The 23,510-nt window shown below is 60.6% G+C and carries 19 protein-coding genes; 4 read left to right on the top strand and 15 right to left on the bottom strand.

Features of this window, described 5'->3' with window-relative positions; translation table 11 throughout:
• Nucleotides 1-10: 10 nt before the first annotated feature.
• From QRN20_RS01265 to QRN20_RS01245, 5 genes are all read right to left on the bottom strand, one after another.
• Entirely contained in the window at nucleotides 11-373 is a 363-nt protein-coding gene (locus QRN20_RS01265; protein WP_029242572.1) for a hypothetical protein, read from the bottom strand.
• A gap of 148 nt (nucleotides 374-521) precedes the next feature.
• On the bottom strand, nucleotides 522-1,757 hold the full coding sequence (locus tag QRN20_RS01260; RefSeq protein WP_122467775.1) for a thiolase family protein: 1,236 nt from the start codon (nucleotides 1,755-1,757) through the stop codon (nucleotides 522-524).
• Nucleotides 1,754-3,640 (bottom strand): feruloyl-CoA synthase, encoded by a 1,887-nt coding sequence (locus QRN20_RS01255; RefSeq protein WP_122606784.1) that lies wholly within the window; start codon nucleotides 3,638-3,640, stop codon nucleotides 1,754-1,756. Before QRN20_RS01255 ends, QRN20_RS01260 begins: the two co-directional genes overlap by 4 nt.
• Before the next feature lie 152 nt (nucleotides 3,641-3,792).
• Entirely contained in the window at nucleotides 3,793-5,241 is a 1,449-nt protein-coding gene (locus tag QRN20_RS01250; RefSeq protein ID WP_096766872.1) for an aldehyde dehydrogenase, read from the bottom strand.
• A gap of 100 nt (nucleotides 5,242-5,341) precedes the next feature.
• On the bottom strand, nucleotides 5,342-6,172 hold the full coding sequence (locus QRN20_RS01245; protein WP_004882372.1) for a p-hydroxycinnamoyl CoA hydratase/lyase: 831 nt from the start codon (nucleotides 6,170-6,172) through the stop codon (nucleotides 5,342-5,344).
• 209 nt (nucleotides 6,173-6,381) lie between these two features.
• Between QRN20_RS01245 and QRN20_RS01240 the strand changes: the two genes are divergently transcribed.
• On the top strand, nucleotides 6,382-6,870 hold the full coding sequence (locus QRN20_RS01240; protein ID WP_029242568.1) for a MarR family winged helix-turn-helix transcriptional regulator: 489 nt from the start codon (nucleotides 6,382-6,384) through the stop codon (nucleotides 6,868-6,870).
• Between the two features lie 54 nt (nucleotides 6,871-6,924).
• Here QRN20_RS01240 and QRN20_RS01235 read toward each other — a convergent pair whose 3' ends face one another.
• Nucleotides 6,925-8,247, bottom strand: a complete 1,323-nt coding sequence (locus QRN20_RS01235) for an OprD family porin (RefSeq protein WP_058432439.1) — start codon at nucleotides 8,245-8,247, stop codon at nucleotides 6,925-6,927.
• Between the two features lie 331 nt (nucleotides 8,248-8,578).
• On the opposite strand from QRN20_RS01235, the gene mhpT reads away from it, so the two are divergent.
• A complete protein-coding gene (gene mhpT, locus QRN20_RS01230; protein WP_058432438.1) occupies nucleotides 8,579-9,787 on the top strand; it encodes a 3-(3-hydroxy-phenyl)propionate transporter MhpT in 1,209 nt (402 codons plus the stop codon).
• Between the two features lie 526 nt (nucleotides 9,788-10,313).
• Here mhpT and QRN20_RS01225 read toward each other — a convergent pair.
• From QRN20_RS01225 to QRN20_RS01215, 3 genes are all read right to left on the bottom strand, one after another.
• A complete protein-coding gene (locus QRN20_RS01225; RefSeq protein ID WP_122412061.1) occupies nucleotides 10,314-11,261 on the bottom strand; it encodes a SphA family protein in 948 nt (315 codons plus the stop codon).
• Nucleotides 11,262-11,346: 85 nt separating this feature from the next.
• Entirely contained in the window at nucleotides 11,347-12,114 is a 768-nt protein-coding gene (locus tag QRN20_RS01220; protein ID WP_029242564.1) for a coniferyl-alcohol dehydrogenase, read from the bottom strand.
• Between the two features lie 58 nt (nucleotides 12,115-12,172).
• Nucleotides 12,173-13,654, bottom strand: a complete 1,482-nt coding sequence (locus tag QRN20_RS01215) for a benzaldehyde dehydrogenase (RefSeq protein ID WP_058432437.1) — start codon at nucleotides 13,652-13,654, stop codon at nucleotides 12,173-12,175.
• A gap of 278 nt (nucleotides 13,655-13,932) precedes the next feature.
• On the opposite strand from QRN20_RS01215, the gene QRN20_RS01210 reads away from it, so the two are divergent.
• Nucleotides 13,933-15,690: a sigma-54-dependent Fis family transcriptional regulator gene (locus QRN20_RS01210; RefSeq protein WP_122606780.1), complete on the top strand. Its 1,758-nt coding sequence runs from the start codon at nucleotides 13,933-13,935 to the stop codon at nucleotides 15,688-15,690.
• Nucleotides 15,691-16,017: 327 nt separating this feature from the next.
• Here the strand turns inward: QRN20_RS01210 and treS are convergent, their stop codons facing one another.
• The 4 genes from treS to QRN20_RS01190 form a co-directional block, all read right to left on the bottom strand.
• Nucleotides 16,018-18,084 (bottom strand): maltose alpha-D-glucosyltransferase, encoded by a 2,067-nt coding sequence (gene treS, locus QRN20_RS01205; RefSeq protein ID WP_004881919.1) that lies wholly within the window; start codon nucleotides 18,082-18,084, stop codon nucleotides 16,018-16,020.
• Between the two features lie 197 nt (nucleotides 18,085-18,281).
• Nucleotides 18,282-18,902, bottom strand: coding sequence for a LysR family transcriptional regulator substrate-binding protein (locus QRN20_RS01200; RefSeq protein ID WP_080663320.1), 621 nt, complete (start codon nucleotides 18,900-18,902; stop codon nucleotides 18,282-18,284).
• Nucleotides 18,899-19,147, bottom strand: a complete 249-nt coding sequence (locus QRN20_RS01195; protein WP_025993605.1) for a LysR family transcriptional regulator — start codon at nucleotides 19,145-19,147, stop codon at nucleotides 18,899-18,901. The genes QRN20_RS01200 and QRN20_RS01195 overlap by 4 nt, the downstream gene beginning before the upstream one ends.
• A gap of 301 nt (nucleotides 19,148-19,448) precedes the next feature.
• Nucleotides 19,449-20,054, bottom strand: coding sequence for a DJ-1/PfpI family protein (locus QRN20_RS01190; protein WP_029242560.1), 606 nt, complete (start codon nucleotides 20,052-20,054; stop codon nucleotides 19,449-19,451).
• Nucleotides 20,055-20,186: 132 nt separating this feature from the next.
• On the opposite strand from QRN20_RS01190, the gene ftrA reads away from it, so the two are divergent.
• A complete protein-coding gene (ftrA, locus tag QRN20_RS01185; protein WP_004881915.1) occupies nucleotides 20,187-21,140 on the top strand; it encodes a transcriptional regulator FtrA in 954 nt (317 codons plus the stop codon).
• 64 nt (nucleotides 21,141-21,204) lie between these two features.
• On the opposite strand, the gene QRN20_RS01180 is transcribed toward ftrA, so the two are convergent.
• Both QRN20_RS01180 and QRN20_RS01175 read right to left on the bottom strand, forming a co-directional pair.
• Nucleotides 21,205-22,344 (bottom strand): serine hydrolase domain-containing protein, encoded by a 1,140-nt coding sequence (locus QRN20_RS01180; RefSeq protein WP_257118160.1) that lies wholly within the window; start codon nucleotides 22,342-22,344, stop codon nucleotides 21,205-21,207.
• 3 nt (nucleotides 22,345-22,347) lie between these two features.
• Nucleotides 22,348-23,502 (bottom strand): iron-containing alcohol dehydrogenase, encoded by a 1,155-nt coding sequence (locus QRN20_RS01175; protein ID WP_285359924.1) that lies wholly within the window; start codon nucleotides 23,500-23,502, stop codon nucleotides 22,348-22,350.
• Between the last annotated feature and the right edge of the window lie 8 nt (nucleotides 23,503-23,510).

The following is a 23,510-nucleotide window of genomic DNA, read 5'->3' as shown; positions in this document are numbered from 1 at the left end:
AGCGGCCAGACTAGCGCTGGCCGCCTTTTCGATAACTGCGGATAGGCACGACACGGTCATGGTCGTCGGGGACCGTCGGCTCTTCGAACTGACTGAAGAACTGACCGGATATCACATCCTCGAGAAACTGCTTCTGTTCGTCAGCAACGCGTTGCCTGGACGAACGAGAGCCGGCGCTTGCGTTCGCCAGCCAGATGGCACGCCGTTCGATGGCCACAGTGATGAACGCCCTTCTCTCCTCATCCGTCATCTTCATCAGATGATCACACGTATTTTCAAGCATCCGGACAGCCAGATCCTGCTCGAGTTGATCCTCATCCGTGAACATCAAATGCCAGATAAAATCGAAAGAGAGTTCGGCGAGGGTACGCATGGATGCAATCCGTGTTGTCTGAGCCTGCGAGATTCGCGCTTCGCCAGCGTTTGGTCAAGCTATATAAAGGTATGATAAGCGCCATAGAAACCGGGGCCTGCAGGCCTTGGCCGGGTTGTTAGAGCAGGTTCTATGGGTCGTGGAAACGCTAACCCTCAAACGCAGGATTTTCGATCAACAATGCCATCCCCTGCCCGCCGCCGACGCAGGCAGCGGCAATGCCGTATCGCAGATTGGCGTCGCGCAACTGGTGAGCCAACGTCATGACCAGCCGCAGCCCGGTTGCAGCCAGTGGATGCCCAAGGCCAAGCGATCCGCCGTGGACATTCAAGCGGTCCCTGTCGAGCTCCAGCGTCTGGGCAACGGCGAGCACCTGAGCGGCTTGTGCTTCGTTGATTTCCAGCCGTCCGATATCGTTTAGACCCAAGCCACTTCGCTGCAACAGCAACTGAATGGCCGGGGCCGGGCCGATGCCCATGAATTCGGGAGGCACGCCCACCACGGCGCTAGCCAGCAGATGCGCCAGAACCGGACCGTTCGTTTCCGACGCCCTGCCCACCAGCGCTGCCGCTGCGCCGTCGACCACCGCGCAACTGTTGCCTGCGGTCTGCACACCGTCAGCATGGATGGAGCGCAGCCTCGACAGCCCCGCCATATCAGTAGCGCGTGGATGGCTGTCTTGCGACATGCTGTCCACGCCGCGCGGCAACTCGATGGCTTTGGGCTGATAACCGTCCAGCACGAACTGCTCGGGCGTGACGGTAACAATCTCTGTGCTCAACCTGCCGCTGACCTGAGCCTGAAGCGCTCGCTCATGGCTCAAGAGCGCATAGCCATCCACTTGCTCACGAGTGAGACCGTGGCGCCGTGCAAGGTTGTCGGCGGTGGAGATCATATCCATGCCCGGCGCCGGGTCGTACAGCGCTTCCCACAGAAAATCCTTGAACTGCACACCAGCGCCCAGGCGAAATCCGTCGCGATGGGTGTAGGCGGCAATCGGATTGCGCGACATGGATTCAGCTGCGACACACAGCGCGAGCTGTCCGCCTGCACCGATGTGCACAGCAGCTTGGCGCAGCAGTTCGAAACCGGTCGCACAGATGCGCTGCACGCCCAGTGCCGGAACGCTCTGCGCCACGCCGCTGTACAGACCGATGTGTCTGGGCAGCAGGTAGGCGTCAAAACTGGCCTGCGCCATTGATCCGGCCAGCACGGTATCGACCCGCTCCGCCTTGATAGCGGCCCGAGCCAGGACCTCACGGCCGACCTTTATGCCCAGATCGATCGGCGACACCTGCGCCAGCGCGCCGCCTAGATCGATCCACGGCGTGCGCACCGACTCGATGATCGCCACGTCGCTGAAGGCCGAATACTGCCCGTTCATTTCAAAGGGCCGGCACGCAGCACGTCGGGTTCCTCGCCGCGATACAGCGCATCGACGATCGCTGCGCGCCACTGCAACACGGCACGCTGGTTGATCGAGCCCTTGTCGGTGATTTCACCACGGTCAATCGACGCAGGCTCGACCAGCAGGCTGATCCATTCAAGACGACTGGCGTTGCCGGTGGCATCACGGTTCAAGCGAGCCAGCCAGTCAGAGAACCACTGGCGCACCGGTGCGCTGGTCAGGACCTCGGCATCACTGGCATCGGCACTCAGCCCCGACAGTTGGCGACAGTCGTGCAGCCTCGGGAACACCAGCGCGCCCAGGCATTCCCGATCTGGCGCGGCGATGACCACATCCTGCACATAGGGCGAGCCATCGAGTACCGCGCGGTTGCGCATCGGGCCGACGCTGACAAACACCCCGGACGACAATTTGAAATCCTCCGCCAGACGACCATCGAACATCAGGCCCAACTCTGGCGCTGTCGGGTCGGCGAGTTTTATCGCGTCACCGGAGCAGTAAAAGCCGTCTTCGTCGAACACCTCGGCGGTCTGCTGCGGCGAACGCCAGTAGCCCGGCATGATGTGCGGCCCGCGAAAACGGCCTTCCAGTTTGCCGTCCACCGGCACCAGTCGTACTTCACAACCCGGTGCTGGCAGGCCGATGTAACCGGCCATGGACAGCGGCCCGGTGGTGAAAGTGCAGGACGGCGCGGCCTCGGTCATGCCCAGCCCGGCCATCATGCGGATGCGCTCGCCGCAATGCAGCTCGGCAACCCGGTCGAGCCGGTCCCAGATGCTTTGCGACAATCCGGCGGCGGCGAAGAAGAACAGTTTCATACGCGAGAAAAATCGGTCGCGCAGCTCGGCGTCTTGCTCCAGCGCGTTGACCAGTTCCTCCCAGCCCTTGGGCACGGTCAGGTAGGCAGTCGGCGAAATTTCCTTGAGGTTGCGCAGGGTTTCAGCGAAGCCCTGAACCGTGGGTTTGCCGTTGTCCAGATAGAAGGTGCCGCCGTTGTAGAGCACGATGCCGACGTTATGGCTGCCACCAAAGGTATGATTCCACGGCAGCCAGTCCACCAGCACCGGAGGTTCTTCGCCAAACACCGGAAAGGTCTGCAGCAGCATTTGCTGGTTGGCGCAGAGCATGCGCTGGGTCGTGACCACGGCCTTGGGCAGCTTGGTGGAGCCTGAGGTAAACAGAAACTTGGCGATGCTGTCCGGCCCGGTGGCGTCGAATGCAGCCTCGGCTTCGGCGCCGCCGGGTTGTACCAGCAGGCTGTCGAATCGGATATGGGATCGCCCGGCGAGCTGACCACGCACGGTGATGACTGGCGTATCGGCGGGAATCACCGCGTCGATGGCACGCTGGAAAGGCGCTGCATCGCTGACGAATACCAGACCCGGCCGCAACACGCCGCAAACGTGGCGCAACTTGGCGTAATCCTGGGACAGCACCGAGTAGGCAGGCGACACCGGGCAGTAGGGAATGCCTGCGTACATCGCTCCCAGGGCGATTTGCAGGTGTTCGATGTCGTTACCCGACAGCAGCGCCAGCGGCTTTTCGGCTGACAACTCATACTTGAGCAGGCTCTGGGCAATGGCGCGCACGCTGTCCAGCATCTCGGCATAGCTGACAGTGCGCCAGCCACCCAGGCTGTCGCGGGCGGCGACAAACGTCTGTTGCGGACGAACATCGGCCCAGTGCACCAACCGGTCAAGCAAGCGCCTGGGCAACTCGGCCAGCGGTTCAAGCGAGCGCATGTGCAGAACGCCCCGCTCTTCGAGCACTTCAACGGCAGGATGACCAATGCTCACCTGACGGTAGCGTGGCGGGCTGACTTCGGTGTGCGGCGTTGAGGATCTTGGTTCGGAACTCACGAGCGTCTCTCCGTCAAGGCACGCGCACACCGAACCGCACACGGCAGTTCGTGGTGGGCGTGGCAGCGGCTGGCTGCGGCCTTGTTATTGTTGTGCCTGACTGATCGGCACCGACGCCTCCAAACAAGGCCGCCCGCGCCAACGTGAACGGTTCAGATCGGGTAGTGCCGCGGCCCGTTTTGCAACGTCACCCAACGCAACTGAGTGAAGTGTTCGATCGATGCCTTGCCGCCAAAGCTGCCATATCCGCTGGACTTGACCCCGCCGAAAGGCATCTGCGCCTCGTCGTGAACCGTCGGTCCGTTGATGTGGCAGATGCCCGACTCGACCCGCTGCGCCAGTGCCAGAGCGCGAGTGGTGTCACGACTGAAAATCGCCGCCGACAGGCCAAATTCCGAGTCGTTGGCCAGGCGCAGCAGCTCCTCGTCCCCTTCCCCGCGAATCAGCACCGCAACCGGCCCGAAGGATTCTTCGCGGTACAAACGCATGCTGTCGGTGACATCGTCCAGCAAGGTGGGCTGCAGGATGCTGCCCTTGAGCTGTCCGCCAGCAATCAGTTTTGCGCCCTGGCTTATGGCGTCGTCGATCAACGCCTTGATACGCGTTCCCGCGCCGACATCGACCAGTGAACCCAGCACAGACGTGCTGTCGTCCGGAGGACCTGCCCGCAGCGTTTCGATCTTGGCCGCCAGTTTCGAGACAAAGGCATCGGCTACTTTGCGGTCTACGATCAGGCGTTCGGTGGACATGCAGATCTGGCCCTGATTGAAGTAGGCACCGAATGCAGCCGCCTCTACGGCAGCGTCCAGATCGGCATCATCCAGCACCAGAAACGGGGCCTTGCCGCCCAGTTCCAGCAAGGCCGGTTTCAGATGACGGGCCGAGAGTTCGGCGATAATGCGTCCCACATGAGTGGAACCGGTGAAATTGACCCGACGCACCGCCGGGTTGGCGATCAGCCGCTCAACGATGGCGGGCGCATCTGCCGGTGCGTTACTGATTACATTGACAACCCCGTCGCCCAGTCCCGCGTCCTGCAGCACCTGACCGATCAGGCGATGCACGGCCGGGCTAAGTTCGGAGGCCTTGAGCACCACGGTATTGCCGCAGGCCAGCGGCATGGCGATGGCGCGTGTGGCCAGAATCACCGGCGCGTTCCACGGTGCAATGCCCAGCACCACACCACATGGTTGGCGCAGGGCCATGGCAAAGTTGCCGGGCACATTCGAGGGAATGATTTCGCCGTTGATCTGGGTCGTCATCGACGCGGCTTCACGCAGCATGTTGGCCGCCAGTTGCACGTTGAAGCCGTACCAGTTAGCCATCGCACCGGTTTCGCCAGCAGCAGCGATGAATTCGGCGCTGCGCGCCTGCAATTGCTCGGCCGCCTGCATCAGACGGGCACGGCGCTCACCGGGTGCCATTGCTGACCAGGCCGGAAACGCAGCCTGAGCGGCGGCGACTGCCGCATCGGCGTCTTCAAGGGTGGCTGCGGCGACGCGCGAAACCACTTCGCCCGTCACGGGATTGCGACGATCGAAAGTACGTCCGTCGCGGGCGGGGCACGACTGGCCGCCGATCAGCAGGGGCACGTCCAGCATGATGATTCCTCTTTATTCTATTTATCGGGAATACAGCGCAGCGTTTGATCACATTAGCTTCAACAGGTCATCCGGCATAGCGGGCCATGCCGGATTCTAGTCAGCGCTTGTAGGCCTGCAGGCCCGGCTTGATGCTCTTGTCGTCGAGGAACTGTTTCATGCCCTGCTCGCGACCGCCTTCCTTGTCCAGCAGACGCGATTGATCGAGTTTGGCGTACAGGTAATCCTCGTTCTGCTCCCAGGTGAGTTCGCGGCAACGCTTGAAGCCATGTTTGGCGGCGCGCAGCACGACCGGGTTCTTCTCCAGCAGATTGAGCGCCAGATCGATGGTCACCTGACGCAGTTGCGCCAGCGGCACGCTTTCGTTGACCAGGCCCATCTCGGCAGCCTTGCGGCCATCGAAGGTCTTGCCGGTCATGATGTAGTAAAGCGACTGACGATGGCCCACGGTATCGGCCATGGCTTTGCTGACCAGATTGCCCGGCGGAATGCCCCAGTTGATTTCTGAAAGACCGAAAGTGGCTTCGTCGGCGCAGATCGCAAGGTCGCATGCCACCAGCGGACTGAAACCACCCCCGAAGCACCAGCCGTTGACCATGGCGATGGTCGGCTTGGCATACATGCGCAGCAGTTTCCACTGCCACTGGGAAGCCTCGCGACGAATCTTCTCCTGAAGGATTTCCGGACCGGCGTCCACTTCACGGAAATATTCCTTGAGGTCCATGCCGGCGGTCCAGGCATCGCCAGCACCCGTCAGGACCAGTACGCCGGCTTCAGGATCCTGTTCGAGCGTTTCCAGCACATCGATCATTTCCCGGTTCAGCGTCGGGCTCATGGCGTTGCGCTTTTCCGGGCGATTGAGGATGACCCAGGCAATGCCCTGCTCGATTTCGACCTTGACGGTGGTCCAGCGGCCTTCATACGTGCTCATCGCAGTGCTCTCTTGTTTTGATTGGAAGATGAATCAAACGTAAACTGGAAAATTAGTTATGTCAATTAACTGTTATTAACCTTAATTAACATTTACCGCACTCCATTCGGATATGCTGGTCACAACTGTGAATGCCCATGGCCTTCGCTCGCGAACACCGGCACACTGCCGGAAACATTGCTCATCAACCCAAAAGGACTGGATTTTCAATGGCCAAGCCATCCGACATCGCCACCCTCTGCCCAACCACGGCACAGGTTACCGAGGCGTCGTTGCCTATGGACTCCGCACTGGATGACCTGATCGGTTACGCCATGCGCCGGGCACAGCTCAAACTTTTCCAGAACCTCATCGCACGTTTGTCGAGTCACGACCTGCGACCCGCGCAGTTTTCTGCGCTGGCGATCATCGACAAGAATCCGGGTCTGATGCAGGCCGACCTGGCCAAGGCGCTGGCCATCGAGCCGCCGCAGGTCGTGCCGCTGCTGAACAAGCTGGAAAGCCGCGCGCTGGCGGTCCGTCTGCGCTGCAAACCGGACAAGCGGTCCTACGGGATCTTCCTCAGCAAGACCGGCGAAACCCTGCTCAAGGAACTGAAACAGATCGCCGCTGAAAGCGACCTGGACTCCACTTCGGCACTCGATACCCAGGAGCGTGAGGAACTGCTCCGGTTGCTGAAAAAGGTCTATCAGGCCTGACACACGCCTCCGACGACGTGCCTGCGTCGTCGGCGCTCTTTTGATCAATCACGATCACCAGAGTGGCAACGCGTACTGCACGACAAAGCGCGTCTGGTTCTCATCGCGAAATGCTGCCCCTGCCGGAAAGTCGTTACGGTAGATCGACTTTCGCGCCAGCAGGCTGACGTTTTTCAACGGTCCGCTCTGAATCACATAGCCCAACTCCATCTGAAACTCCCGTTCCTTGCGGTCGTCAGCGTTCAAGGCAGCCAGTTCGATGTTGTCGCCGCGCACGTAACGCAAACGGCTGCGCAGCCCGACGATGCCGACCGCAGTGAAATCGTAATCATAGATGGCCTGCCAGGTACGCTCTTTGGCGTTGAGAAAATCCGAACTCATGGTCAGCTCGCTGAGACCCATGAGTTCCGTGCCTGACAGATAAGGTGTCGCGGTATCGCCGCTGGAATGCATGTAGCCCAGACTGACGCTGTGCCCGCCCAGCTTGTAACCCACCAGCGCAGAGAGGTTCTGGTTATCCACTTCGCCCGCCTTGGCGCTGCCGGTGTCGCGGCTGAAGAAACTGCGCAGATCGGTGGTCAGCGTGCCATCTCCCAACGGCAATTGATGCAGCAAGGCCAGCGTGTTCTGAGTGTAAAGATCATCCACTTCAGCGTGATAGGCGCGCAGGCTGAGCTGTCGGCTTAGCTGATAATCGCCGCCGGCATAGGCCATGTGTGATGAGGTGGCGGCGCCGTTGAAGCGCCGGTTCGGCGAAGCAATGGCGAGTGGCTGATAATTGCTCGAATCGCGCTTGTTGACCCGGTCGATATAGCCAGCATTGAACGTCAGCCCCTCCAGCTCCTTCGAGGAAATCGTGGTGCCTCTGAAGGTCTGTGGCAGCAGGCGGGACGGACTGGCGAACGCGAAAGGCAGAAAGATCGAAACGTCGCCGGTTTTTATCGTGGTCTGGCTGAAGCGCATCTTGCCGGTCAGACCCAGCCGCGAATACTCATCGGCGGCACGGCCGTCCCGGGCAGATACCGGCAGCAGTTCGGTGCCGCTTCGGTCAGGCGATGAATCGAGCTTCACGCCGACAAGAGCGCGTGCATCCAGGCCGAACCCCAGCTTGCCGGGCGTAAATCCGGACTCCACATTCATAATGAAGCCCTGCGCCCACTCTCGGGCGGCGGTTTTTGCGCCATCGTCCTTGTAATCGCGATCCATGTAGTAATTGCGCAAGGTCAGCGTGCCATGGCTGTCAGCGACCAGCCCCTCGGCCAGCAGCGAAGCGGGCATCATGCTGACTCCCATCAACCCCAGCACCAGTGTGTACGTTTTGCCTGAATTAGATGAGGCAGGTACAACCCTCTCAGCATCCCCGGGAAGTCTTGGCATATCCGTTGTCCACTTATTGTTGTTGTTTTCGACATCGACTCTCATCGTGCCAACGAGGAGTCGTGGACAAAGGATTGGGACATACCCAGTCAGCCGTCAATCCAGACTGACCGATAATCGAACATTAATATCATTAATCACTTTTTGATTAACCGGATCGAAACGCCAGAAACCCTTGAGATAGAGAGACTAAACCCCATTTTTTAGCTCGAAATCACCTCCTGTTCTTTTTTTAGTTATTTTTGTTACCTTAATCGTCACCCGATTCGTGGACCAACTGACCACGGCTGTCAGGCCGCTGACCACAACAAAAACAACAGTGAGGCTCGCCATGAACACCCCATCGCGTCGTTCGACGCTCACCATCGCCCTGTGTTTTATCGTCGCACTCATCGAAGGTTTCGACCTGCAGGCTGCAGGCACTGCCGCAGCCGGCCTGCGCCAGACCTTCGCCCTGGACCCGAAAATGATGGGCTGGGTGTTCAGCGCAGGCATCATCGGCCTGCTGCCCGGAGCCTTCTTTGGTGGCTGGATTGCCGATCGCATCGGCCGCAAGAAGATCCTGATCAGCGCCGTACTGCTGTTCGGCGTGTTCTCGCTGGCAACCGCTTACGTCGACACCTTTTCCGGGTTGCTGGCAGTGCGCTTCATGACCGGACTGGGACTGGGGGCCGCCCTGCCCAACCTCATTGCGCTGTGCGCCGAAGCCGTAGGCGAGCGGCATCGTGGGCTCGCGATCAGTGTCATGTATTCGGGAGTGCCGCTGGGCGGCGCGCTCGCAGCTGTAGTGGCGATGTTCACCAGTGAGCACTGGCAGACAACCTTTATCATCGGCGGCCTGGTGCCTGTGCTGGTGGTGCCGCTGATGATGGTGCTGTTGCCCGAATCCAGTGTATTTCGCCAACAGACGAACGCAGTTGAAGCGCGTCATTCCACCGCCAGTGCGCTGTTCGGCGAGGACCGGGTACGCACGACACTGGCCTTGTGGCTGGGCTATTTTTTCACTTTGACCGTCATGTACATGCTGCTCAACTGGCTGCCGTCCCTGTTGATTGCCCAGGGTTTCAGCAAACCCCAGGCCGGTATGGTGCAGATGCTGTTCAACATCGGTGGCGCCCTGGGCTCGTTGCTCGGCGGTATGCTGCTGGATCGCTGCAACGGGATCAAGGTCGTGATGTTTGTCTACGCAGGCTTGCTTGCCGCGCTGGCCGGTGTCGGCTTTTCGGTGGGCATCGTGTCGATGTCAGCGGCCGGCTTTGCGGCAGGCGTGTTCGTGATGGCCGCGCAACTGGTGCTGTATGCGCTGGCCCCGCCCGCCTACCCGACCGCCGTACGGGCAACAGGCGTGGGCGCTGCGGTGGCCATCGGTCGTCTGGGCTCGGTGGCAGGTCCCCTGGCTGCCGGTCAACTGCTGGGGGCTGGAGCCGGAACGGCCGGTGTGCTGCTGGCGACCTCCCCGGGTCTTGTGATTGCGGCGCTTGCGGCGATTGCCGTGTTGTCCCGTTCAACGGGGGTGGCGAGACTCAAGAAGGCGAGTTAAAGCCCAGTGTTTGCGAATCCCCGCCAGATAATTTACTGATATGCACGCACACCTGCTTCTGCCCGGAGGGCGTAGGAGCTCTCGGAGGTTACGACGGCAGCGATGGGCTGCGCAGCAGCCCCAGGTTGCATCTGATACACCGCGTGTGCAGATTTTGCTGCCGGTTCCCGGCAGATCGCCGGCAAGCCGCCTCCCACAGTCCGGTGTTTGCTGGGCGACAGCGCTACGTCGAAGACGTGGAGATATCTCTTATCAAACAACCTGTAACTTACTGAAGAAACGCGATTTTGTGGGAGCGGACCGGGCGGCGTTCCGTTTGTCCGCGAAAAGGCCGGTACATCCGACGCATATGCAGTGGCTGAAATACTGCATTCGCGGACAAGTCCGCTCCCACCTAGTTTGCTGCGCGACAGCGCTACGTCGAAGACGTGGTGGAGCCTCCCACAAAAAAATTTTCAGTAGCGGCCAGCCACTCAGTTGAAGCTACTGCCGGCAAGGCGTCCCTTTTACCGGACGCCTTTCTTCGTTACAGCTTGTGCAGGAAGTTCAGCACCACCTTGTTGCCTTCTGTACGGTTTTCAGCGCCCTGCTCGAAGTAGCTGTTGACCGTCAGCACGTTCTGCTTGCTGAACGCGTAAAGAAACCCCGGCCCGATGGCCCAGACCTTTTCCTTGCGGCCACTCACGTCGTGCCCGTCCACCTGGGTATCGGTGAACTGCTTGAGCCAGTAACCATTGAGGCCCACGGAAAGTTGCTCGCTGACCGCGTACTGCAAAGTGAGGTTGGCGTGCAGGGCCTGTCCGGCCTGGGTGTCGGAGGCGTTGCCGAAGCCAGCCTGGGGGTCGTCGTTCTTGCCGTTCCACAGGTACATGAAGCGGCCGCTGGCCGACCATTTTGGCGAGAACCAGTAAGTCGCGGCGTAGTAAGGGTTGAACGACCAGAAGTTGCTACCGGGGTTGATCGATCGATTGCGGTCGTAAGCGCCAACCGGAATCGCAATGTCAGCCTCGACCCGCTGGGTCAGCAGCGGACTGCCGTCGGCATTTGAAATCGTCGGCAATTGCAGAAACGGGCCGATGATCAAATCACCAAACCCGGCTCTGGAGCTGAGGGCCGAGTTGCCCAGACCGTCATCGACGTCAACGTGCGCCAACGACGTGTTGATCGCCGTAATGCCGGGCATCGCGCCATTGGCCAGAGGGGGTGCGACGTAGATGAGCTGGGTGGTCAGCGCCAGTACTTCAACTTCCTGTTTGGGTAACTGCAACTTGTTGCCATTGACGTCATTGAAACGGTCGGCCTTGGCGAAGTTGGCGTACTCCTCCAGATACCAGCCCGGCCCGTCCGGCGCGGGAGAACCATCGTAAAAGCTGGTGTTGCCCAGATTGAGACCGGGCAAGTCATAAGCGTGAGCGGTTGAAGACAAGGCGACCCATGAGGCGGCCACGACGGTACGCAAGATAGACTTCTGCATCTTGTAATTCCTTTGGTTCTTATTGTTGTTTTCAAGGCCCCGATCACGCGAACGCAGGACCGGGGTTTACATCAACCGAATCCCTTCACACGTAAGTCGCCGCCAACCCTCCATCCACCGGCAGGTTGACCCCGTTGATCCAGCGCGACGCGTCGGAGCACAGGAATGCGATTACTTCGGCGACCTCATCGGCCTGGGCCGGACGCTTCATGCGCGCGCCATCTCTGGCGATGCGCTCTTCACCCAGCATGGTGACAAAGTCTCCCAGAATCGGCGTAAACACCGGCCCCGGCGCCACGCAGTTGATGCGGACCGACTGATCTCTGAACCAGGCCTGTGACTGCTGGAACGTCCAGACGATCAGCGCTTCCTTGAAGTACTGATAGCAGGTCTCCTGCGCCACCGGGTTGGCCGCCAGCCACGCCTGCCCCTCGGCGTAAGTCTCGGTCATGGCCAGCGCCTTGTGCAGTTCCAGACGTTCCGGCCATTGCGCGCCAAGAACCGAGGCGACATTCACGATGCTGCCGCCAGGCGCAATGCGCGGCAGCAAGCCCTGAGTCAGATGGCGCAACCCTAGATAATTAACCTTGGCCACGACCTCGGCAGGCGCGGTGCCCGGCACACCTGCGATGTTGCACAGCGCGTCGATGTGGACGGGCAATTTTTCGATCAGCGCATCGATACTGGCGGGGTCGCCGAGATCGGCCTGAAAAAAGCTGTCCAGGGTCAGTTGCGGTTCGTGCCGGTCAACACCGATCACTCTGGCCCCCTGGAAGCGGGCCAGCCTCGCCACTTCGGCACCGATACCGGAAGACACGCCAGTCACAATCAGGGTTTTGTTGTTCAGGTTCATAGTTGCGCGCTCTTGTTATTGTGGGTTGAGCCTGTGTTTCTCAAACTGTCGACAGCCTTCAGAACGGATAAGCCGGCGGCTGGTTCTTGACCGTGACCCATTGCCATTGGCTGTATTCGTCCCCGTCGGATGGGCTGCCGACGCTGCTGCCGTTGCCTGATGAACCGCGCCCACCAAAGGAGTTGATGCATTCGTCCGCCACGGTCTGATCATTGATATGCAACAAGCCGCACTTGAGGCGATCACCGATAGCCATCGCCCGGCCCACTGAGGGCGAGATCACCGCCGCCGCCAGGCCGTACTCGCTGCGGTTGGCCAGCTCGATCGCCTCTTCATCCGTGGAGAATGACACGACAACCGCCACAGGCCCGAAAACTTCTTCTTCGAACACCCGCATACCCGGTTTTACATGGCTGAGCACGGTCGGACGATAAAACAGGCCATCGTATTCGCCGCCGGTTTCCAACTGCGCGCCCCCCTCTATGCTCTCGCTGACCAGCCCATGCACATGCTGCACCTGGCGCGCATTGATCAGCGGCCCCAGTGCGGCCTCCCCGCGCGCGGCGTTGCCCACGGTCAAGGCTCGCGCCTTGTCGGCCAGCTTACGGGTGAACGCTGCGGCGATGGATTCGTGGACCAGAATCAACCCGGTCGCCATGCAGATCTGGCCCTGATGCAGCCATGCGCCAAACGCCGCGTTGCCAGCCGCCAGATCCAGATCGGCATCTTCCAAAATGATCAGCGGGTTCTTGCCGCCCAGTTCCAGCGAGACCTTCTTGAGGTTGCGCCCCGCCGTCTCGCCGACCTTGCGGCCTGCAGCAGTGGAGCCCGTGAAGGTGATCATTTGCACGTTGGGGTCGCGGCACAGGGCCTCGCCCGCATCCGCAGCGCCTGGCAACACATGCAGCAGGCCCTTGGGCAGACCGGCCTGTTCGAACAGACGGGCGATCAGGAAACCGCCGCTGACCGGTGTCTGCGGATCCGGCTTGAGCACCACCGCGTTCCCCGCCGCCAGTGCAGGCGCAACCGTGCGCAACGACAGGACCAATGGAAAGTTGAACGGTGAAATCATCCCGATCACACCATGCGGTACACGACGTGCGTACGACAAACGTCCCGCTGCGCTTGGCAGCATCAGGCCATGACCATGCGCCTGAGACAACATACCGGCCGCCTGACGCAGCAACACGATGGCCTCACGCACTTCGTGTTCGCCTTTGGGCAGGCTGCCGCCGGTTTCGCGAGCCACATACAACGACAATTCATCGAACGAGCAGACCGCCAGATCGGCGGCCAGTAAAAATATTTCGGCTTTCTCGCGAGGTCCCATCGCGGCCCAGGCGGGCTGGGCCAGGGCGGCTTCACGACAGGCAACTGCGATATCGGCGGCATCCGCCATCGCAGTGTTCATCAGCAATTCACCGGTGGCGGGCTCGATCACCGGACGCAAAGGCGCTGATGACGGTACCCAGTCACCGTTGAAAATACAGTTGGCTACAAGTGCAGGTTGCAGCAAAGACACAGGCTCAGACACTGACATGGTGAAACTCCGGCTTTTATGTTTGTAATCGCCGCGCCCAGAAGAACGGTCGCTTGCGCCGTGTTCAGTCCTCAGCAAGCGCTGTGCCGGTTTTGCCATCGAACGGTCATATTTTTGCGCGACCGCTCTGGATCCAACGCTTGAGCCCTATTTTGATATGTCGGACGTCACATTCGAACGAATGCATGTCTCATCGGGCTTGTTCATTTGATTAAGTTATGTTTTATAACTATCTGAGCGTTTCATCATTTCGATCACTCTCGGCCTGGGGCATAACAATGACTAACCCTCTTCGCCATCTTTCCGATCAGGATTTCGCCGCCCAGCATTTTGCGCCGCAAGGTGACAGCGCCGGGTTGAATCCCGGTCAATCCCCCACGTCGGAGGAACTGACCGGTTGCCTGTTCTTTTCTCCTGATGACGGCCGCATCTGGCTTAACGACCAGCGCATGCTGCTGCTGCACAGTTCTTCATTCGGCACCTTGCGTCGGGAGATCATCGAACGCCTGGGTCTGGAGCAGGCGCGCGGCATGTTCACCCGGGCGGGTTATCTGTCCGGCGCGCGGGATGCCAGGTTGATCCGGGCGCGCTGGCCCCACGCCGATGCCACGGCGGTTTTCCGCGCTGGCACACACCTGCACACCCTTGAGGGCATGGCCAAGGTCGAACCGCTGCATTTCAAATTCGATGCGAAGTCGGGGTTTTACGAAGGTGAGTTCCTCTGGCACCACTCCTGTGAAGCCGATGAGCATCTCGCGTCCCATGGCATCAGCCAGGATCCGGTGTGCTGGACCGAAATCGGTTATGCCACCGGTTTCGTCAGCGGGCTGTTCGGGCAGATGGTGATATTCCGTGAGGTGGAATGCCGCGGCATGGGCCACAACTGCTGCCGGGTGATCGGCAAGACCGCCGAGCAATGGGGCGATGTCGAACGCGACCTCGGCTACCTGAGCGTCGTCTCCTCCAGCTCGCCGCACAATCCACCTGCACCTTCGGCGGCGCCCTGGAGCGAAGCGCTCTCTACGGGTACCGAGCATCCGCTGATTGGCGCGAGTGCCGCGTTCAATGCCGCCAGCCAGGCACTGCAACGTGTTGCCATGACTCCCGCTACCGTGTTGTTCAGTGGCGAATCGGGGGTGGGCAAGGAAATGTTCGCTCGCCAGTTGCATCAGTTCAGTCGCCATCGGGACGGACCCTTCGTGGCGCTCAATTGCGCAGCGATCCCGGACAACCTGATCGAATCCGAGCTGTTCGGTGTCGAGCGCGGCGCCTACACCGGCGCCACCCACTCGCGGCCCGGACGTTTCGAGCGCGCCAATGGCGGCACCCTGTTTCTCGATGAAATAACCTGCCTGAGTCTTGCGGGACAGAGCAAGCTGTTACGCGCCCTGCAGGAAAGGGAAATCGAGCGGGTCGGTGGATCAAGCGGCATCAAGGTCAATGTGCGTGTGGTCGCGGCAACCAACATCGATTTGCGCCAGGCCGTGGCGCATGGCGATTTCCGCGAGGACCTGTTCTATCGTCTGAACGTCTACCCCATCGCCCTGCCCCCGCTGCGTGAACGCCGGGATGATGTGCCGCTGCTGATCAATGCGTTTCTCAGAAGGTTCTGCAACGAATATGGCCGCACCCCGGCCGGGCTGACCATGCGCGCCTTGAAGACCCTGTTGCGCTACGACTTTCCGGGCAATGTTCGCGAACTGCAGAACCTGATCGAACGCGGCTTGATCGCCAGCGAAGATGGCCAGCCCATCGACCTGATCCATATCTTTCGCAATGAACCGATGCCGGTCGAATCGTATTCGCTGAACCACGAGGGAGGACTTTCGCTGGGCTCAAAGCCCGATACGGAACCTGCATCCACACTGCTGGACACGCTGGGCCAGCCTGAAGGGTTTTCCATCGACGACCTTGAGCATCGCCTCATCAGTGAAGCAATGGCCAAGAGTCAGGGAAATCTGGCAGCCGCCTCACGGCTGTTGGGGCTCAGCCGTGCGCAGTTTGCCTACAGAATGAAGAAGCATCAGAACGGCTGAGCGAGGACGCAGCGGTATCCTGTAAACAGTCTGGCGTGCCTGACACTTATAACGCCCATTGCTCTGCGTCGCATTCGACAGCGGACGCGGAGCGTCCTGAGCGGCATTCCCACGCGGAGCGTAGGAACGATCATCATCAACACTGATCGTGCCCATGCTCCGCGTCGCATTCAAGAGCGGACGCGGAGCGTTCTGGGAGGCGTCACCACGCAGAGTGGGAACGATCGTAGACCTCAAGCACACCGATCGTGCCCATGCTCCGCGTGGGCATGCAGCCCGTGACGCTCCGCGTCACAGATGGCACAGACTGCATCACGACCCCGATGCTCAGATCATCGGCAAGGTGCTCACGACACGCAGCGCCAGACCTTCGTAAGCATCCAGCGTAATGGTGAACTCACCCTGCTCGGTCAGGTCGCCTTCAACGCGCTCGTTGATGATGTCCACCACAGGCCCTGGCGCGATGTCCGGCAGGTGCAGCGTTTCGACGATGGTCTCGGCGCTGAAGTTGAGCGCAGTGATCTGAGTGCCCTTGCCTGCTGGCAACTCGTGCACCATAACCAGCAAACCCGGATGCTGCACATCAGGAATCAGAATCTGGCGGCTGGCAGCAATGTCGTACGCGCGGCGTACCGCCAGAATCTTCTTGAGCTGCGAAGCGAACGAGTCAGGACGCTTGAGCTGGCTGACAAGGCTGCCATAGAGCGACTGCGCACGCGGCATGCCGCCTTCCGACAGCTCCGCCTCCGGATCCAGGTCGGCCAGATCGTACGCGCCACGGTGGATCCAGCGGGTGTCACCGTCCTGCATCAAGTGCTGGACCTGCTCGGCCGGCAAGGTCAGCGCACCGACCAGATCCCAGCCGGACAGCGCGAACACGCCAGGCTGCATCGCGTTGTACATCACCAGCAGCAAGTGAATGTGCTGGATCTGCTGGATATCCGCGTCAGTGATCGTGCTCAGGTCACGAATGCCCAGTGCGGCGGTGATGATGCTCGCCGTGGTGCAGGACACGCCGTTGGTGACGAACTTCAGGTTGTAGGGCGCATGCTCGCCGGTCAGCCGCTCGTACATCTCTTCGCGGATGTGCTCGCGCAGGATGTTGCCGGGAAAGGTCTGGCCCTGATAGTGATAGGTGTCGTGGGCGTGCAGCGTCCAGAAGTGCACCAGCTCTAGTGTCAGTTCATCGTGGTTCTGCAGCGCGTGGATCAACGACGCAGGATCGATACCGAACGCATGAACCTGGCGCAGCATCAGCCGCAGGAACTCGGTTGTACCGGTCAACAGCGCGTGCTGATAGGCCGGACGGGTGATGAAGTCGTAGGACAGGTCAGCACCGCCATTGCCCATGGAGGCAATGTCGTCCAGCGTCAGGTTCAGCTCCTGAAAACTGAAACCGCCGGCCTTGCGGATCGCACCGGCCAGCAACTGGTTGCCGGTGATCGACAGCGGATGCCCTTCCGACCACGCCGCGCCTTCAGCGCGACGCTCCACACCCAGGAATCCGTTGGCATCCAGCCGCAGTACGCGTGCGCCAGAGACGTCGATGGCATGCAGTGCATCACCAATGATCATCTGCTGCGCGGCGAAGCTGGGGTCCAGCCAGTTCAGGGAAGGCTGACCTTCCTTGAAGTAATGCAGATACACCCAGCGCCGGGCCTTGCCATCGACGCCTTGCACCACGTCAGTGGCGCTCCAGTCAGTTTCCTTGACGCCAGGCTCGAAGAAAATAACCCGTTGCAACTGACCCACGATGTAATGCTTGTCGCGCAGTTGATCGACTACCTCGGGCGTCAGATTGACCGCATCACGGCCCGCCGGGACATCGGGCAAGAGCTGCCAGTCTTCTTCGCGGATCTCGACCATGTGATAAAGACCGGGATAGTCCTCATACGCAAGCTCGGCCAGCCTGAAGTCGGCGCCCTTGCCGGTGTGCGACGGAATGACGTCATCGATGATCACAGCGTTATGCGCCGCAGCAATGCGCGTCAGGCTGAGCAGTTGAGCGTCAGTGCCCAGTTCAGGATCGATGGTGAAGCTGATGCGGTCGAAATTGCCGTCGATGCTGGGCGTGCGGGTACGCCCCTGCAAACCGCCGGACAGCTTGAGCGGGCCGTTGTGAATGCCCTGGATGCCGATTTCCGACAAGGCGTGCCACAGCGTTTCATCACCCAGCGCCTCAAGCACCGAGCAACCCTCACGGGTGACGATCGATGCGGGATACGCGGTGAACCAGACCGAAGAAATGGCGGATGCGTCCCTTGGACGGGCCTGTGCGAACGGCCGTTGCCAGAGTCTTCCCTGGCCCGAGTAGGTCTTGGCGCGCTGTCTGGCAGCGTTCAGCATCGATTGCTCGACCAGCCAGTCCACATACTGCTTGTCCGGTATCGTCATAGCGTCCAGTCTTCCTCTCGAATCGGCGGCGTTGGACGCTTGCGAACAAGCGCCCCGAATGTATTACCTATGGGTATGAGCCTAATGGGGGCAATTCGTTGCATCGGGCTGTAGCTTTCACCAGACAGGACCTGCATCCGTAAAGCGCGCCGCCATCTGCCGCACGGAATACGGTTCCCGCAGCCCTGTGTGTGTGCTCAATACCGCTGAACCGCCAGCACTCGCGGCTTCTTCAGAGCCTGAATCACTGCACTGGCGGCATTGGAAAGCAGCGAGGTCGGACGGGCCACCACACTGATGTGGCGCATGATCGTTCCCGGCAACGGTACTTGCTCCACTTCCCGCAAGTGTCCGTTGAGCAAGGCGCTGGGCAGAATCGAGATGCAATGCTGTCGGGCGATCAGGTCCAGCAGGGTTTCCAGACAACTGAGTTCACCGCGATGGCTGAGCCGGACCTGCGCGGACGCCAGTTGCTGATGCAATCGGTCCACACCGGGATGTCGCCAGGCAACATAGCGCGAAGTCTGCGACAGTTCGGTGAAGGTGCGGGTTTGCGTGTGCTTGCCTTTGGCGGTGACCAATACGTAGTGATCGGACCAGTGATGATGCTCGACGTAGTGCTCACCCAGCACGGTGCTGGGGAGAATCAGGATATCGGCTGCTTCTTTTATCAACGGCTCCAGCGACGGATTCTGTTCGCTGCCGTGCAGCACATTGAGATGGATGTCAGGGTAATGCCGGGCCAGAAAATCGAGTGAAGTGCCAAGGCTGGTCTCTTGAATGTGCGTGTAGTAGTGGATCGTTACACTGCCGCTCACCCCATTTTTTTTAGTTGTTCAAGCGTCGCCATGATGCTGCCCAGGGTCTGGGAAATCACCCGGCCGTCAGGCGTCAGTGTGCAGCCGGAGCGACTGCGGATGAACAGGCGTTTCTCGAAGAAATCTTCGACTTCCTTGATCGCGTAACTGATGTTCGACTGGCTGCACCCCAGAATGGCAGCAGCTTCCGAGAACGAACCGTGCTGGGCAACGGTTTGAACGATTTTGAAGAAATGGGTTTTCATCTGTCCTGCACTCTGGATAAAGCGATGGTAGGCACGACCTGGCGCTGACGGGAAAGAGTCGGAAATACAAGAACCCCCGATGACATGCCCCTGTGCTCGCTTATCGGCAGCACAAAGAGATCGGTCAGTCGGGGGTGCATGCAACCGCTGGAGTTTCTGGAAAGGGTCCTGCACAGATGCGTCAGCGCGCATGGCCCGGCAGCAGGACCCCAGACAAGGCAGAAAATCTGTCAGTCACCCGGAATATCAAATCCGATGTACCCGTAAAGCGGTACAGATCGCGTTGAGCGATGGAGCTGAATCAGTCGTTCTCGGTCCAGTCGAAGTCCAGTTGCAGCGCGGTGCGCTCGGCCAGTTCGCGGCTGTGCAGACGTTCGACCAGATGCAGACTCATGTCAATGCCGGCGGAAATGCCCGCCGACGTCACGAACGATCCTTCGTCGACCCAGCGCAGGGTGCTGAGAACATCCACCGACGGGAACATTTCCTTGAGATCGGCAATGTCCTCCCAGTGCGTGGTGACCTGCTTGCCCGCCAGCTTGCCGGTCTTGGCAACCATGAATGCGCCGGTGCAGACCGCCGCAACGACGCGCCCCGGTTCCGACTGGTCGCTGATCCAGCGAATGACGTCCGGCTTTTCCAGTTCGGCATTGACCACGCCACCCGGAACGATCAGGCAGTCCATGGCCGGGTGATCATTGATCGAGAAGTCCGGGTCGACCTTCAGACCGGCCCGCGCACGCACAGAGGCAGTGCTGCGGCCGATGGTGAAGACATTGAACAGCGGCTTGTCATCACGACTGTTGCGCGCATGCATTCGAGTAGCGGTGGTGAACACTTCGTAAGGGCCCGCGAAGTCGAGAACTTCGACGTCGTCGTACACGTAGATACCGATATTGAGGGACACGAAATGGCTCCTGGGTCCGGTTGCCGGACCACATGCAGGGTTAAGGATTCACCTGAGTGACAGGCTTCAGATTACCCAGTAGCATCAGCACGAACTACTGTCCGAAATGCCAATATCCGGTAACATCGCGCCATGAAAAATCATCTCGTTGTCGCCTTGATCTATAACCAGCTCTGCACCTTCGAATTTGGCTGCACGGTCGAGGTATTCGCCCTCAAACGGCCCGAGCTGGGCGTCACCTGGTATGAATTTGCGACGTTCCCGGTCGATGACGGGCCGATCACGGCCGCCGGGGGCATTACTATCGTGCCGACGCCGGGCGATGTGCTGTTGGAAAACGCCGATACCATCATCGTGCCAGGCTGGCGCGGGGTTGAATCAAAGGTGCCACAGCGCCTCATCGAACAGCTTCAGGCCGCCCACGCCCGTGGTGCGCGTATCTGCTCGATCTGCACCGGGGCGTTCGTGCTCGCGGCTGCGGGGTTGCTCGACGGTCACAAGGTCACCACTCACTGGCGTTACACCGACCTGCTGGCCACCATGTATCCGGGGCTGACCATTCAGCCCAACGAGCTGTATGTCGATCAGGGCAGCATCGTCACGGCGGCAGGATCTGCGGCCGGACTGGACATGATGCTGCATCTGGTGCGCAACGATCATGGCTCGCGTGTGGCCAATATGGTGGCGCAACGCATGGTAATCCCGCCCCATCGCGAAGGCGGACAGTCGCAATACGCCTCGCGGCAACTGGTGTCGGCCAGCGACGGGCCGATTTCCAATCTGATGGACTGGATCCGCAGCGACCTGAATCGCCCGCACACCATCAAGGAAATGGCTTCACGTGCCGCAGTCAGTACCCGCACCTTGCACCGCAGCTTCATGGAAAGTACGGGGCTTACACCCTATGACTGGTTGCTGGGTGAGCGTGTGGCGTATGCCAAGGAACTGCTGGAGTCATCGAAGTTGCGGCTGAACGAAGTGGTGGACCGAACCGGCTTCGGCTCCGAAGAGTCGTTCCGGCGGCACTTCCGTAATCTGGTGGGCGTCAGCCCGAGCAGCTACCGCAAACAGTTTGCGCGGGTTTGATCAGGGTCAAGGCGGACTTATGTATAACGCTGAGTGCCCCACGGGGGACACGATCAGCTTCCGTTCATGAATAAACCGCCTCAACCAACGCATCCGCAAACCTGCCCCAGGCGCCCGCCACAGCGGTATTGGTCAGCACAACCAGACTGATCTCCGATACCGGATCGACCCAGTAATGACTGCCATACACACCACACCATGACCAGGTGCCAGCACCCTGTCGCTGCCCGGCGGCCAGCGGGTCGGCGAGGATCACCGGCCCCAGGCCGAACGTCCAGCCGGCGCCCCTGCCCTTGAGCGTCACCTTGCCAATGGCGTTACTCAGCAACGCCGCCGTACTTACGGAATTCAACAAAGGCGCGCCGCCCAGACGCAGGCATTCCAGCAGCTTCAGATAATCATCGGCGGTCCCCAGCATGCCGGCGCCACCTGATTCATAGGCCTGCGCACCGTAGACCCGGCCCGACGACACCCTGGCCGTTCCACTTTCAAGAACCAGCACGTCGCCATCACCGATACGCTCGGGAGCGCCAGCACCGTCTTTATAAGCACGCGCCAGCCGACCCTGATCCTGCCTGAACGAGGTAGAACCCATGCCCAGGGGCTGGGTGACTTTCTCGTGGATGACCTGCGACAACGCACGGCCGGTGCCTTGCTCAATCACCGCACCCAGCACGTCGGTCGCCAGCGAATACCCCCAGGCAGTGCCGGGTTCGAACAGCAACGGCAGCTTCGCCAGACGAGTCAGGTTTTCCTGCAGATCAAACGCCACACGGTCCAGCCCGTCCGACACGCCCGCCGACTCATAAGCGTTACCTGGCGGCTGTTCGAAGCCATAACCAAGCCCGGAGCTGTGCGACAGCAGATGACGCAGGGTGATGACCGACTCCCGGCCATCACTCAGACGGGGCCGAAACGCTGGCAGCCAGTCCGTTACCGGCGCATCCAGGCTCAACATGCCTTGCTCGCAAAGCAGCAACACCGCCACCGATGTCAGCAGTTTGGTCAGCGACGCCAGGCGAAAACGTGTACCGCGAGTCACACTCACCCGACGCTCCCGATCCGCCCAGCCCCTGGCTCTGACGTAGCGCAGCACGCCGCCCTGCGCCACCAGCAATACACCGCCTACGATGTGCCCGGAATCGACCCAGCCTTGCCAGACCTCGGCCAGACGCTGAACCGCCCGTTCATCCACCTGCACCATGAATCACTGCCCCCTCACCGCTCGCCTGAATACCCCTGCGTAGGCCTCGGCCGAATGCCGAATCGGATTGGTGTGCGAGCAACCGTCCGCAAATGCCATCTGGCCCACCAACTCGGCGTCCTGATCATGGATGCCGATGTCAGCCAGCGTATGGGGAATGCCGATCTGCTCGCGCAGGCTCAGTACCCAGTCCATCACGCCACTGAAACCGGGCGTGGGCAGACGCAGGTAAACCGCCAGATCGTCCATTTGCTGCAACAGGGCGGACCGATTGGCCTCCAGTACATACGGCAGCAGGATGGCGTTGAGCAAGCCGTGATGCTGGTCGTACAGCGCGCCCAGGCTCTGCGCAATGGCGTGCACACCACCTAGCCCTCGCTGAAACGCCGCCGCGCCCAGGCTGGACGCCACCAGCATCTGCTGGCGCGCCTCCAGATCCTGTCCGTCCGCGACGACGCGAGGCAGGTACGCCTTGATCATCTGCATTCCCTTCACCGACACTGCTTCAGCCATCGGGTGCCAGGCCGGCGAGCACCAGGACTCCATGCAATGCGTCAGCGCGTCGGCGCCGGTTGCAGCGGTCAGGTGCGTGGGCAGATCCAGCGTCAGGTTGGCATCCAGAATCGCGATGCGCGGCATCATGCGGATGTGCAGGATGGTACGTTTGACCTGCGCCTGCTCGTCAGTGATCACCGACGCACGGCCCACCTCGGAGCCTGTGCCCGCAGTGGTTGGCAGTGCGATAACCGGGGCGATGCCCAGAGGGTTGGCGCGCAGATGATTCTGGCCGATGTCTTCGAAGTCCCACAGCGGTCGGGTCTGCCCTGACATCAGTGCCACAGCCTTGGCGGCGTCCAGTGCTGAGCCGCCGCCGAAGGCAATCACACCGTCGTGGTCGCCCGCTTTATAGGCTTCAAGCCCGTCCGCGACATTGGTGCCGGTGGGGTTGCCCTTGACCCGGTCAAACAGCCCGCAATGGCCCAACTGTTGTCGGCAGTCCTCTACAGCGCTGCGGATCATGTCCGTACTGCCCAGAAACCGATCAGTGATCAGCAGTGGACGTTGGATGCCTGTCACACGGCAAGCGTCAGCCAGCTCTGCGGCGCGCCCGGCGCCTGCGCGGATGGAGGTCGGGTAATACCAGTCATTCTTGTACATGGTGTCGT

The organism is Pseudomonas sp. fls2-241-TYG-175 (assembly GCF_030209155.1).
Taxonomy (GTDB): Bacteria; Pseudomonadota; Gammaproteobacteria; order Pseudomonadales; family Pseudomonadaceae; genus Aquipseudomonas; species Aquipseudomonas viridiflava.
The sequence above is the reverse complement of the archived record's forward strand: the minus strand, read 5'-3'. Positions and strand labels throughout refer to the sequence as shown.